At 71.7% G+C, this 12,380-nt stretch carries 12 protein-coding genes and 2 pseudogenes; 6 read left to right on the top strand and 8 right to left on the bottom strand.

Features of this window, described 5'->3' with window-relative positions:
• Position 1: 1 nt before the first annotated feature.
• The 5 genes from ACZ6SQ_RS01995 to ACZ6SQ_RS01975 all read left to right on the top strand — a co-directional run bounded on the left by ACZ6SQ_RS01995 (position 2) and on the right by ACZ6SQ_RS01975 (position 4,840).
• Positions 2-1,612 carry an ABC transporter permease gene (locus tag ACZ6SQ_RS01995; RefSeq protein ID WP_469555657.1) on the top strand — a complete coding sequence of 537 codons (1,611 nt, stop codon included), beginning with the start codon at positions 2-4 and terminating at the stop codon, positions 1,610-1,612.
• Positions 1,609-2,670: an ABC transporter ATP-binding protein gene (locus ACZ6SQ_RS01990; protein WP_469555655.1), complete on the top strand. Its 1,062-nt coding sequence runs from the start codon at positions 1,609-1,611 to the stop codon at positions 2,668-2,670. Before ACZ6SQ_RS01995 ends, ACZ6SQ_RS01990 begins: the two co-directional genes overlap by 4 nt.
• Positions 2,671-2,721: 51 nt before the next feature.
• Positions 2,722-3,132: a hypothetical protein gene (locus ACZ6SQ_RS01985; protein WP_469555653.1), complete on the top strand. Its 411-nt coding sequence runs from the start codon at positions 2,722-2,724 to the stop codon at positions 3,130-3,132.
• A 143-nt stretch (positions 3,133-3,275) separates the two neighbouring features.
• Positions 3,276-4,442 (top strand): PP2C family protein-serine/threonine phosphatase, encoded by a 1,167-nt coding sequence (locus tag ACZ6SQ_RS01980; RefSeq protein ID WP_469555650.1) that lies wholly within the window; start codon positions 3,276-3,278, stop codon positions 4,440-4,442.
• Between the two features lie 122 nt (positions 4,443-4,564).
• Positions 4,565-4,840, top strand: coding sequence for an isoamylase early set domain-containing protein (locus tag ACZ6SQ_RS01975; protein WP_469555647.1), 276 nt, complete (start codon positions 4,565-4,567; stop codon positions 4,838-4,840).
• Positions 4,841-4,888: 48 nt separating this feature from the next.
• On the opposite strand, the pseudogene ACZ6SQ_RS01970 reads toward ACZ6SQ_RS01975, so the two are convergent.
• The 8 genes and pseudogenes from ACZ6SQ_RS01970 to ACZ6SQ_RS01935 form a co-directional block, all read right to left on the bottom strand.
• Positions 4,889-5,140, bottom strand: a pseudogene (locus ACZ6SQ_RS01970) (SDR family NAD(P)-dependent oxidoreductase); the annotation flags it as partial.
• Between the two features lie 171 nt (positions 5,141-5,311).
• Entirely contained in the window at positions 5,312-7,153 is a 1,842-nt protein-coding gene (locus ACZ6SQ_RS01965) for an ABC transporter ATP-binding protein (protein WP_469555645.1), read from the bottom strand.
• Complete coding sequence (locus ACZ6SQ_RS01960; RefSeq protein WP_469555642.1) at positions 7,150-7,587, bottom strand: lasso peptide biosynthesis B2 protein; 438 nt, start codon at positions 7,585-7,587, stop codon at positions 7,150-7,152. The genes ACZ6SQ_RS01965 and ACZ6SQ_RS01960 overlap by 4 nt, the downstream gene beginning before the upstream one ends.
• Positions 7,584-7,838: a lasso peptide biosynthesis PqqD family chaperone gene (locus tag ACZ6SQ_RS01955; RefSeq protein ID WP_469555639.1), complete on the bottom strand. Its 255-nt coding sequence runs from the start codon at positions 7,836-7,838 to the stop codon at positions 7,584-7,586. Before ACZ6SQ_RS01955 ends, ACZ6SQ_RS01960 begins: the two co-directional genes overlap by 4 nt.
• A 32-nt stretch (positions 7,839-7,870) precedes the next feature.
• Positions 7,871-9,727 (bottom strand): lasso peptide isopeptide bond-forming cyclase, encoded by a 1,857-nt coding sequence (locus ACZ6SQ_RS01950; protein ID WP_469555637.1) that lies wholly within the window; start codon positions 9,725-9,727, stop codon positions 7,871-7,873.
• Between the two features lie 27 nt (positions 9,728-9,754).
• Entirely contained in the window at positions 9,755-9,865 is a 111-nt protein-coding gene (locus ACZ6SQ_RS01945; protein ID WP_469555634.1) for a keywimysin-related RiPP, read from the bottom strand.
• 521 nt (positions 9,866-10,386) lie between these two features.
• Positions 10,387-10,590 (bottom strand): hypothetical protein, encoded by a 204-nt coding sequence (locus tag ACZ6SQ_RS01940; protein ID WP_469555781.1) that lies wholly within the window; start codon positions 10,588-10,590, stop codon positions 10,387-10,389.
• 217 nt (positions 10,591-10,807) lie between these two features.
• A pseudogene (locus ACZ6SQ_RS01935) lies at positions 10,808-10,969 on the bottom strand (SMI1/KNR4 family protein); the annotation flags it as partial.
• A gap of 409 nt (positions 10,970-11,378) precedes the next feature.
• On the opposite strand from ACZ6SQ_RS01935, the gene ACZ6SQ_RS01930 reads away from it, so the two are divergent.
• The gene (locus ACZ6SQ_RS01930; RefSeq protein WP_469555766.1) at positions 11,379-12,377 is read left to right on the top strand and encodes an RNA polymerase subunit sigma-70; all 999 of its coding nucleotides are present in this window, start codon (positions 11,379-11,381) and stop codon (positions 12,375-12,377) included.
• Positions 12,378-12,380: the final 3 nt, after the last annotated feature.

The following is a 12,380-nucleotide window of genomic DNA, read 5'->3' as shown; positions in this document are numbered from 1 at the left end:
CGTGCCCACCTCACCCACCACGTCACGCCGGACCGCGGCCCCCGCCCCGCCCGGGCGCGGGGGCCGGTCCGCGCGCGCGGTGCTGCGTTCGTTCGGCGCGCAGGGCAGGACCAGGCCGCCCCTGGTCCTGCTCGTCCCCGCCTGCGTCGCGGCCCTCTTCGCCCTGCTGCCGCTCGGCTACCTCGGCGTCCGCGCCCTGGAACGCGGCCCGGCCTTCGCCTGGGACGTCATCGCCGACGAGCGCACACTCGACCTTCTCGGCCGCAGCCTCGGACTGACCGCCGTGGTGGTCACCGCCTGCCTGGTACTGGGCGTATCACTGGCCTGGCTGACCGTGCGCACCCAACTGCCCGGCGCCCGCGCCTGGTCGGTACTGGCCACACTGCCGCTCGCCGTCCCGAGCTACGTCGCCGCGTTCGCCTGGCTCTCGGCCGAGCCGGGCCTCGCCGGGTTCGGCGGCGCGGCACTCGCCCTCACCCTCGTCAGCTTCCCCTACGTCCACCTGCCGGTCGCCGCCGCACTGCGCGGCATCGACCCCGGCCAGGAGGAAGCCGCCCGCTCCCTCGGCCACGGCCCCCTGCGGACCTTCCTCCGCGTCACGCTCCCGCAACTGCGGCCGGCGGCCGCGGGCGGCGCACTCCTCGTCGCGCTGTACGTGCTCTCCGACTTCGGCGCGGTCTCCCTGATGCGCTACGACACCTTCACCCGGGCCATCCACACCTCCTACCGGGCCTCCTTCGACCGCACCCCCGCCGCCGCCCTGAGCGTCGTCCTCGTGGTCATGACGGTCGCCCTCGTCGCCGCCGAAGCCCGCACCCGCGGCCGCGCCGGCCACGCCAGGACCGGAACCGGCACCGCCCGGCCGCCCTCCCGGCTCGCCCTCGGCCGCTGGCGGCCCCTCGCCCTGCTGTGGTGCGCGGCGGTCACAGCCGTCGCCGTCGCCTTCCCGCTGGGCACCCTCGGCTACTGGCTCACCGTCGGCAGCTCGGCGACCTGGGACCTCGGCGGCCTCGCGGAGACCGCCTGGGCCACCTTCGGAGTCGCCGCCGCGGGCGCCGCCCTCACCACGGCTCTGGCGCTCCCCGTCGGAGTGATCGCCGCCCGGTACAAGGGCCGCGGAGCACAGCTGCTGGAACAGGCGGCCTACGCCGGCCACGCCCTGCCCGGCATCACCGTCGCCCTCGCCCTCGTCTTCTTCGCCGTGCGCTACGCCTACCCGCTCTACCAGCAACTCCCGCTGCTGGTCTGCGCGTACGCCGTCCTCTTCCTGCCCGTCGCCGTGGCCGCGACCCGCGCCGCCGTCCTCCAGGCACCACCCGTCCTGGAGGACGTGGCCCGCTCCCTCGGCCGCCGCCCGTGGCAGGTACTGCGCGAGGTGACCATGCCACTCGCCGCGCCCGGCGTGGCCGCCGGGGCCGCCCTCACCTTCGTGGTCTGCATGAAGGAACTCCCCGCGACCCTCCTGCTGCGCCCCACCGGCATGGACACCCTCGCCACCCGGCTCTGGACCGAGACCGGCGCCGGATCCTTCGCGGCCGCCGCTCCCTACGCCGCCGCCCTGATCCTGCTGGCCGCCATTCCCTCCTACCTCCTGGGCAGGCACCGGAAGTGAACGAACTGCACATCCAAGGACTCACCAAGTCCTACGGAACCGGCGAACCGGTCCTGCGGGACCTGGAACTCACCGTCCCGGCAGGGGCGCTGGCCGCCGTGCTCGGCCCCTCCGGCTGCGGCAAGACCACCATGCTGCGGATCGTCGCCGGATTCCTGCGCGCCGACGCCGGCACGGTCCGCCTCGGCGACCAGCTCCTCGTCGGCCCCGGAGTCCACCTGCCGCCCGAACGCCGCCGCATCGGCATCGTGCCCCAGGAAGGCGCCCTCTTCCCCCACCTCAGCGTCGCCCGCAACGTCGCGTTCGGGCTCACCCGCACCGACCGGACCGAACGACGCCGCCGTACCGGGGAGATGCTCGACCTGGTCGGCCTCGCCGGCTACGGCGACCGCATGCCCCACGAACTCTCCGGCGGACAGCAACAACGCGTCGCCCTCGCCCGCGCGCTGGCCCCCCGCCCCCAACTCGTGCTCCTCGACGAGCCGTTCAACGCCCTCGACAGCGCGCTGCGCACAGGAGTACGCGCAGACGTACGCGCTGCCCTGAGCGCAACCGGCGCCACCGCACTGCTCGTCACGCACGACCAGCAGGAAGCCCTGTCCACCGCCGACCTCGTCGCCGTCGTCCGCAACGGCCGGGTCGCCCAGTGCGACACCCCCCAGGACCTCTACAGCCGCCCCGCCACCCCCTGGATCGCCGACTTCGTCGGCGACGCCGTCCTGCTCCCCGCCACCGTCGACAGCGACGGCACCGCCCGCACCGCCCTCGGCCCCGTACCCGTCACACCCCCGCCCAACGGCCTGCGCACCGGCACGGTGCTCCTCCGCCCGGAACAACTGCGCCTGGCCGACGCGGACGCCGAAGACACCGTGTGCGGCACGGTCACCGACATCTGCTACTATGGCCACGACGCCATGGTCACCGTCGCAGTCGAGGGCCACGACACCCCGGTCGGCGTCCGCGTCGCGGGCCCTGTGTCGGCCCGGCCGGGGGACAAGACGGGCATCCGCGTGGTGGGGGAGGCGGGACTGCATCCGGAGCCGATCTCTGCCGAGTGAGGTTTACCGGCGAGGTAGGGCATGCGACGCTCACGTGTCGAGAGAGTCGCCGTGGCCGATGACGATGGTGCTGGACGTGCGGGTCCGCACCTGACTGTGCATCACCCCGCGACAGCTCGATGGAACCTCGCGACGTGGATCTCGAGGACCGTTGAACAGTTCTCGGAGAGCGACCTCGGTGAAGCAGAGTGTCCCGGCTCCCCTGACGGTCCGGCCTTCGGCGGTCCCGGTGGCCTCATCCCGCTGATCAGCAGCGATCGCGGTGAGTATGTCCTCGGTGTTGCCCCCGTGAATGGGGACGACTGGACCATTTTGGCGTGCGACGGCGATGAGCAGGACTTCTTCGCGTACGCGATGCCGTTCGCTGAATGGCTGTACCGCTACCTGAGCGGTGCGGACATGTTCGGTCCGGGCATGCCGTCTTCCACCCCGGCCCGGTTGTTTTCGAGTCGCTGCCGATGAGCGAGACGGAAGGGTCGCGCTCGTGGTACGGCCCGGAGCGGTAGTACGCCGGAGATCGTGGGCACCCGGTACGGGCACAGGGGGCCGGTCGGCATGGGCGTGCGCTGCCGGTACCCCGCTCCGCCGCGAAGGGAGGCCCTGGCATGGCAGCGGACTACAGCTTCCTGGCCGATCTGGTGGCCCGCTCGCAGTTGATCTCCGGCCGTGAACTTGCCGGGCTCGTCTTCGACACCGGCCGGAGCATGGGCCTGACGGGTACCGGTGTGTACGTCACCGACCTCCAGCAGACGCAGCTCATCGCACTGCCACAGCCAGTGCCCGCCGCGGAACCCAGCCTGGAGATCGACACGTCCCTGGCCGGACTGGCCTACCGGATGGAGCGCACTTACCTGACGCAGGACGGCACCACGGCGTGGATCCCCATGGTCGACGGCGTCGAGCGCCTGGGCGTGCTCAAGGCCGAGGCCCCCGAGCTGTCCGTCGCCGCCTGCGAGGCTCTCGCGGGGGTGACCGCGCTGCTGCTCGTGTCCAAGTCCTCCCACAGCGACCTGCTGGTCGAAGCGGAGCGACGGCGGCCGATGACGGTCCAGGCCGAGCTGCTGTGGGCGTTCCTTCCGCCGCGCACCATCGGCACCGCCCAGGTCACCTCGACCGCCGTGCTGGAGCCGGCCTACAACGTCGGCGGCGACGCCTTCGACCACAGCTTCACCGACAGGGGTCTGCATCTCACGCTCCTGGACGCCATGGGCCACGACCTCGCCTCCGGCGGAGCCAGCGCGGCCGGGCTGGCGGCCTGCCGCGCCGCCCGCCGCTCCGGCGGCCGGCTCACCGACATCGTCACCGACATCGACGAGATCCTGGACCAGTGGTTCACCGACCGGCTCATGACCGCGATCATCGCCGACCTCGACGTCACCGACGGCACCCTCACCTGGGTCAACTGCGCCCACCCCCCGCCCCTGCTGCTGCGGGACGGGCAGATCCTGCGCATCCTCGAACGGGCCCCCGACCTGCCCCTGGGCTGGAACTTCCACAGCAGCACGCCCCCCACCACACACCGCGCCCGCCTCCAGCCCGGCGACCGCATCCTGCTGTACAGCGACGGCGTCACCGAAGCCCGCTCGCCCGAAGGCGACCTCTTCGGCGAACAGCGCCTCGCCGACACCGTCATCCGCGCCACGGCGGCCGGCGAACCCGCCCCCGAAGCCCTGCGCCGCCTTCTGCAGCAACTCATGCGCCACCAGCAGCACAAACTGCTCGACGACGCCACGATCGTGATGGCCGAGTGGCATCCCGACCCCCAGCGGTAGCCGGGCGTCCGCCACCGGCCGGGTGACTGTCGGCGGGCCGGACGGCGTGTACGGGGTGGTGGCCAGAACGGCCGGGCGAGGATGCGTGGGTCTCAGTCTCGCTTCGTCTACGGGAGTCCTCGGTGCTCGAACGCAAAAAGGTCAAGGGCCGTACGCAGGTCACCTTCGTCCTGCCGGCCGACAGCCCGGCCGGGCCGGTCAGCGTGGTGGGGGACTTCAACCACTGGAACCCGGCCGCCCACCCGCTGCAGGCCCGTGGTGACGGCACCCGCGCCGCCAAGGTCGTCCTCCCCGTGGGCAGCAGCCACGCCTTCCGCTACCTGGCGTCCGGCGGCCACTGGTTCGACGACGACCAGGCCGACGGCCACGACGGCGCCAACAGCCGCGTCCACACCTGACGAGGGGGCTCTCGAGGGAAGCGGTCGCGGCGGCACCCCGGCTGCGGGGGCATCCTTCGTGGTCGCGTAGTCGAGGAGATGCGGACTGGGCTTGTACGTCTGCACCGAGATGGTGTTGATGATCGAGCCACCGGCGGGTATGTGCGGTAGAGCCTCCCTGCACAGCCAGAACATGCCGTAGAGGTTCGCGCGCACGACCCGGTCGAACTGCTCGGTCGAGATGCTCCGGATGCCTGTCGGCTGGGACGTCTGACAGGCCGCGTTGTCGACCAGGACGTCTATCCGGCCGACCTCGTCGACCCTCAAGGGCGACAGTGACCGCGCGGTGGTCCGCCAGGGCTTCAAGACCAAGGTGCAGGAGCTCCTGCCGGGTCACCGCCGCCGCGCGGACCGCCCCGGCGCATAGGCAGCGGCGCGCTCTGCACCGCCCCGGACTCCGCGCGGGCACCCGCCCGGGTGCGACGAAGGAGGTCAGCGTGTGACGGGCTCCTGGCGGGGTGGCGGGGCCTCCGTGTCGTCGGGGGCGGCGGCTGTTCGCAGTGTCTGGCCTGCGGCCAGGGCGCGATAGAGGGTGCTGGTCGTCAGGAGTTCCTCGTGCCGGCCGCGGGCGGAGACCCGGCCGTCGTCCAGGACGATGATGTGGTCGGCGTGCTGGACGGTGGAGAGCCGGTGGGCGATGACCAGCACGGCGCACTCCCGGCTGATCTCCCGCAGGGCCGCGCTGAGTGCGGCCTCGTTGGCGGCGTCCAGATGGGAGGTCGGTTCGTCGAGCAGGAGGAGGGCCGGCCGGGTCAGCAGAGCGCGGGCCAGGGCGATGCGCTGGCGCTCCCCGCCCGACAGTCCCGATCCGTGCTCGCCGACCGATCCGTGCAGACCGCCGGGCAGGCGCTCGACCACGCTGTGCAGCCGGGTCAGACGGAGGACGCGTCGCAGGTCCTCGTCCGTCGCGTCCGGTGCGCCGTAGGTGATGTTGTCGTGCAGGGTGCCGTGGACGACGTAGTTGTTCTGGTCGACCACGGCGATGCGTTCGCGGCAGCTTCGGCGGTCCAGCGTGGCGGCCGGCCGTCCGCCGAAGTACAGCGAGCCGGCGTCGGGTTCGTGGAAGCGGGCGATCAGCGCGAAGATCGTGCTTTTGCCCGCCCCGGACGGTCCGACCAGGGCCACCTGGCCGCGTGGTGGCACGCCGAAGGTGACTCCGTCCAGGACCGGGCGCCCGGAGCGGTAGGAGAAGTGGACGTCGTCCAGGCGCAAGGCCGGTTCGTCGCCGCGGTCGCCGTGATTGCCGCGCCCTTGGTCGGGCGGGATGGGGTCGGGCAGGGGTTCCACCGGCAGCGCGAGAGCCTCCTCGACGCGGTTCTGCGCGCCCATGCCGCGTTGGATGAGGCCGACCGCGCGGAAGACGGAGGACAGCGGCAGGACCAGGTAGGAGGCGTAGAGGAGGAAGGCGACCAGGTCGCCGAGGGACTGCTCCCGTCCGTCGCCCACACGCAGCCCGCCGATGACCAGGACCAGCAGGAAGGAGCCCTGTACGGCGAGTTCGACGGCGGTGCTCATGACGGCGGCGTACTTCGCGGTGCGGACCCCGGCGTCGCGGGCCTCGTCCACGCGGGCGCCGATGCGTGCCGCCTCGCGGTCCTCGGCGCGGTGCACGCGGACCATGGCGACCGCGCCGAGCGCGCGTTCCAGGTCGGCGGCGACGGCTCCGACGGCGCCCTGCATCGTCTCGGAGGCGGTGCGGATGCGCGCGAGCAGCGAGGCGACCACGGCGGCGGCGGCCACGACGGTGAGGGTGACGACGAGCAGGAGCAGCGGGTCGATCCACGCCATCAGTGCCAGCGCCGCGGCGGCGGCCAGAGCACCGGTGACCAGATCCACCAGCGCCTGGGAGACGACCTCCCTGAGCAGCGTGGTGTCGGCGGTCACCCGGGCGATCAGGTCCCCGCCGCGGTGTCGCTCGTACTCCCGCATCTCCAGCCTCAGCAGCCTGTTCACCAGGCTGTGGCGCAGATTCCGTACGACGCCCTCGCCCGTGCGCTCCAGCAGGAAACGGCCGAAGGCTCCGGTGCCGGCCTCGACGGCGAACAGGGCGCCCAGCAGCAGGAGGGAGAGCCCGATCGGTCCGTCGGCGATGCTCGCGTCCACCACCTGCTTCGCGACGAGTGGCTGGGCGAGCCCCAGCGCGGAGGCCGCGAGGGTGAGCACCGTCGCCGCGACGATGGCGGTGCGGTGCCCCGCCGTGAGGCCGTAGACCGCTGCGAGGGCGGCACGCGCCGAACGGTCCTCCCGCGTGCCGTCCTTGAGGTGCTCCGTCACCGTCGGCCGGCTCCGGGCACGGGCGCCACGACGATCAGGCGGGCGAAGTAGTCGTCGGGAACCCCCTCGTCGACCGGATGCCCGGCCACCTCGATCCAGGCATGGGCGGTGAACGGGGCGACGACCCGGACGCCCGTGCACCACGTGGGCCAGGTACCGCCCAGTCGGCACACCAGAGCGGCGCCGAGGGAGCGGGGCAGGCAGCCCTTGGGGCCGGCGCAGCGAAGGCTCACCGCGCACATCGCGTCCCGTGCCTGCCTGGCGCGCACCTCGTCGGCGGGCGCCGCGCCGCGGCGCAGCACCTTCAGGACGGTACGGAGGCGGCGGGGCGGCAGCAGGGACAGGAGCACCGCGGGCAGCAGCACGGCGCGCGCGGCCACGCGGTGCCGGAAGGGCACGTCGTGCGGTCGTTCGATGGCGCTCGGCGTGGTCATGCGGCCAGTCCGCTCGCCCGCAGCTCCGCGATCAGGGCGGTGACGTCGTCCCGTGCCTGTGCCTCGGCCACGTCGTACTCACGCATCAGCGCCGTGGCGGCCTCGTCCTCGTTCGCGCCGGTCATGAGGGTGCTGATGACGAGGGTCGCGGTCGGGTTCAACTCCCAGTATTCGCCGCTGCGTTGGTCGAGGAGGACGGTTCCGTAGTCGGTGGTGGCCGTGCACACGTCGGCACCGAACCGCAGAGCCATGGGGTTTCCTTTCACGTCGGGGGCGGAGACGGTCACCGGCGGCCGGCCGCGGGGCCGCCGGTGACTTTGGTGAGGGAGCGAAGCCAGACCTCGGCGGCGATGGTCGAGTACAGGACCGCGTCGCGCAGTTCGGGCGTGGCGGGCCGCTGTGCCAGGCGGCGCAGCATGCCGGCGTCGACCAGGCCCATGCGGGCCAGGTGGGAGTCGTCCCACAGCGCCATGAGGTCGCCGCGATGGCGGCGCAGTCCGTCGGCGGCGTCCCTGGAGGCGGCGGCCTTGTTGGCGCGCCGCAGGCACGGCTCGGGCACGATGCCGTGCATGGCGGCGGTCAGCAGCGGCTTGTAGCGCCAGGGTGAGACGCGTTCGGCGGGACGGACCGCGAGACATGCCTCGATGACACGGTCGTCCAGGAAGGGTGAGGCCATGGGGACACCGGTGCGGGCGGCCATGTGGTCCCACTGCCGGATGATGCGGGAGCAGGAGCGGATCTGCTCCAGGTCGTTGTGCAGGCCGCGGTCGCGGTGCAACGGCTCCGCCCGCTCGGCGCCGCCACGCAGCGCGCCGCGCGCCAGCTCCTCCGCGTGCGGGGTCACCCAGTCGAACAGGCGTGGGCTCATCCCCCAGCCGAGGCCCGCGGCGACGGTGTCGGGCAGCGGGCCTCGCAGACTCTCTCCGGCGTCCGCCAGCCAGGTGCCGTACGACCGGCTGTCGGCCAGGACCCGCAGCATGCCGCCCAAGGGCCACTGCCACAGCGCCCGGAACCCGCGCAGTTGCCGCAGGGCGAACAGCGGGCGGGTTCGTGCCAGCCGGTGGTAGTACGCCTCGGAGCACCAGGCGACGTGGTCACCGCCGATGCCCGTCAGATGCAGCCGGCTGCCGCGTGCAGCCAGCGCGGGCAGGTGGTGCAGGACCCGTGAACGGTCCATGACGCCGATGGTCGGCTCGTCCAACAGGTCTTCGATGCCCAGCAGTTCGGTGTAGACCAGCGGGGACTCCTCGGCGTCCCAGACGACATGTTCCACCTCGGGCAGCGAGCCGGCCGCCTGCTCGGCCCAGTACAGGTCGGTGTCCGCGGGGTCACGCCCGGGCCATGTGGAGGCCACGACGCGGGCCGGCGAACGATCGGCGAGGAAGCAGATCGATGTGGAGTCCAGGCCTCCCGAGAGATCGCAGCTGACCACTCCGCCCTGCCGGGTGCGCGCCGCGACCGCCTCCACCAGGGCCTCACGCACGCGAGGCGCGCCCGTCTGAAGCGGCACGACCGGTTCCGGCGGAGTCCACCAGCGTACGTGGCGCGCTCGGCGGCCGTCCGCGGACAGCTCCAGGGCGTCGTGCGGTGCGACGGCGCTGACGCCGCGCCACATCGGGGCCTGGTACAGCGGATGGGGCACCGGCCACAGCAGCCGAACGGCGACCTGCTCCGGGTCGGGCTCCGTTCCCAGCGCCGCGGCCAGGACGTCGGCACGTGTGGCCGCCACCTGTACCCCGTCGACAGGGGCATGGAAGACCAGACGCAGCCCGGAAGCCGTACCGCGGGCATGGATTCTGCCGTCGACACAGGCGAGTAGATGGAAGCTGCCGGGCAGCGAGGACGCCCAGGCGTCGAGGTCCCCGAGGTGGCGCACACGGGCCGCCGTACGCTCCAGGTCCGCCCTCTGCACGGCGCTGCAGCCGATGAGGACCAGGTCGACCGGGCCGACGCGCGCGTGAACCATGTCGTCGTCGTGCCAGTGGCCGATGAGCCAGGGGCGTCCCGAGGCGTGTTCCAGGGTGCGGGTACCGGGGCGGGAGAACGAGCGGGCCACGGCCGCCGCGTCCGCACAGTCCGCGAAGACCGTGCAGTACGCGTCGCCGGGGCCCGCCCCCGCACTCTCGTGCAGTTCAGTCATGGCGTCGGATCAGAGACCGTCGCGCCGTCAGTTCTTGCTGAGGATCAGCCGGTCGTTGCCCGAGCGGCCCAGGAGCCCGGTCTGCTTGCGGAACGAGCCCAGCCGCACCAGCGTCGGCACCTCATAGGCCTTCTTCATAGCATTTCCTCCTCGACGGTGAATTCCTCACCCGTTTCCTTTCCGGGAACGGGTCGTACCCATTCCCTCGAATCGACGGAATCGATTTCCGAGCCGCAGATCCGGGGCGGTACGGCAATCACTATCAGGCAGTCGGGGGGCGACTACAAGCCCTCCAGGGAAAGTCCTACTAATCCTTAATCGCAGGCCAAAGGTGCCGTGCGTGGCCCCTTGGGTCCCGGTCTCGTTCCGGGTGGTCGCTGATTCGAACGGCACCCCGCACTCCCGAAAACTCCGGGCGGATGAGGGCGTTTCGATTCATGGAATTCAAACATCTGTATCGAGTTTCGTCTTCCGCCCTAATTTCAGCGTGGTAGATCCGTGCCCTTGGAAGATGTCCTGGTTTAACGGCGAGGGATTCCGGAAAGCTCTGTTCGTCTATGGGGAGGTGCGGACGGGGTGCCGGCGTGGTGCGTGACGTGAGCTCGATGAAGGGTGAGTGACGGATTCTCTGAGCGCCTGACGCCGTCGGTACACGAGGACTAGCCGTTGGTGTCGGCCGTGCGGCGGGTCGTTTCAAGTGTCTTCTCGGCCGTGTCGAAGCGGTGTATCACCGGCTTCAGCACTTCGTGGAGGCAGCCGAAGTACTCGGTCTCCAACGTGCTGGTGAGCACCGCCAGCAGGAAGGCGACACACCCCATGTCGTGGTGCTCCCACAGGGGGCCGCGTCCCTCGTTGTAGAACACGGTCCAGTCGTCTGGGTGTTGACCGGGCCGCGCGAGCCAGTACAGGAATGCCCCCGTGCCCTCCTCGAACGCCCAGGGGATGACTCTCGCCCCCCGCCTCCAGCAGACTGGCGGGCCTGTCCTCGAACTCCCACAATTCGACCAGGATTTCGGCCCGCTCCCTCGTCTGCGTGTGCAGGTCGCAGTCGCGGTAGGCCGAGTCGGGGACGATCAGCCAGACCGTCTCGTCGAAGACGCCGTCGCCGTATGTCTCGACGAACCGCTTGTAGTCGGTGGGCAGAGGCGCGCCGAGGGCGAGTTCGGCCTGCGCCCAGTCCGCCGCGGGTGGCGGATCAACGGGCGGCGGGCAGAGGCGGACGAGCGCGTCTAGGGCGATCATGGAGCGGACGCTACCGGACGACCCCGGTACGCCGAGTCGTGAGTTCGCCGGGTGGTCGATGAGCGCGCACGTGACGCTGGTGCCTTCAGTGCTCGTCGGCTGGGCTGATCAGCTCGGTGCCGGGCCGGTCCAGCCCGCCACCTGCGCCGCGGACGCTTCGTCGAACGCATGACGGGCGGGGTCCACCTCGTCCCACCTCGGGAATCAAGGGGACAACTCAATGATCACCGCGCAGGCCTGCCATGCCCACCCGGCACCGGTGCCCACGCTCACGGCTCGCAGCCGGTCCCTGCTGAGAGCACGGCCGCACTTGGCGGACAGCCTCAGTGATGAGTTTTCGCGCCCCCGCCCGTCACACGTACGAAGGGACACGACGAGGCGGAAGGATGACGTGATGAGTGCGGAGCCGATGAGCGCGGAGACGTTGCTGGAGGAGCTGGGCGTGAGCGGTCTGGGCGAGGTCGACGAGTCGGCGTTCTCGGGGCTGGCGGAGCGGCACCGGCGGGAGCTGCATGTGCACTGCTACCGGATGCTCGGGTCGTTCGAGGACGCCGAGGACACCGTGCAGGAGACGTTCCTGAGGGCCTGGCGGAGGCGGGAGACGTTCGAGGGGCGGTCGACGTTCCGGGCCTGGCTGTACCGGATCGCCACCAACGCCTGTCTGGACCTGCTCGCCAAATGCCGTCCGGAGCCCGCGACCGGCGGCGAGGTGCTGTGGCTCCAGCCCTACCCGGACCGGCTGCTCGACGAGCTGCCCGCGGGCGACGCGGACGAGCCGGAGACCCTCGCCGTCGCACGGGAGACGATCGAACTGGCGTACCTGGTCGCGGTCCAGCACCTCGCGCCGCGCCCGCGGGCCGTGCTGATCATGAGGGACGTGCTCGGCTGGCCGGCGAAGGAGGTCGCAGAGCTCCTCGGGGACTCCGTCAACTCAGTGAACAGCGCGCTGCAGAGGGCCCGAGCCGGAATGCGGGAACACCTGCCCGCCGAACGGCAGGACTGGACCGGCGGCGAACAGGACGCGGGGACGCGTGAGCTGGTGCGCCGCTACACCGACGCCAGCGTGGCCACCGACGTCCCGACGCTCGCCGCGATGCTGCGGGACGACATCCGGAGCTCGATGCCGCCCACGCCGGGCCTGCACATCGGCCGCGACGCGGTGGTGAACGACTGGGTCGAGGGCGGCTTCGAAGGCATGAAGGGCCTGCGCGGCATCCCCACCTCCGTGAACCGGCAGCCCGCCGTCGCCTTCTACCTCTGGCAGGAGCGGGAGCGCGCGTACCTGCCGCTGACGATCGACGTCCTGCGCGTCACCGGCGGGGCGATCACGGAGATCGTCACGTTCCACGACGACCGGTTCCCGCGGCTCGGGCTGCCGGAGCGCCTGCCCGCGGACGGTACGGAGTAGCCG

It is taken from the genome of Streptomyces sp. NPDC048600 (assembly GCF_055587025.1).
Note: the sequence above shows the minus strand (reverse complement) of the source record. Positions and strands in the feature narration are given on the sequence as shown.

Coding starts and splice junctions, on each gene's coding strand:
- ACZ6SQ_RS01960 (WP_469555642.1), bottom strand. CDS start 7,587: ATGACCACGCCGAGCGCCATCGAACGACCGCACGACGTGCCCTTCCGG.
- ACZ6SQ_RS01980 (WP_469555650.1), top strand. CDS start 3,276: ATGGCAGCGGACTACAGCTTCCTGGCCGATCTGGTGGCCCGCTCGCAG.
- ACZ6SQ_RS01955 (WP_469555639.1), bottom strand. CDS start 7,838: ATGGCTCTGCGGTTCGGTGCCGACGTGTGCACGGCCACCACCGACTAC.
- ACZ6SQ_RS01950 (WP_469555637.1), bottom strand. CDS start 9,727: ATGACTGAACTGCACGAGAGTGCGGGGGCGGGCCCCGGCGACGCGTAC.
- ACZ6SQ_RS01945 (WP_469555634.1), bottom strand. CDS start 9,865: ATGAAGAAGGCCTATGAGGTGCCGACGCTGGTGCGGCTGGGCTCGTTC.
- ACZ6SQ_RS01930 (WP_469555766.1), top strand. CDS start 11,379: ATGAGCGCGGAGACGTTGCTGGAGGAGCTGGGCGTGAGCGGTCTGGGC.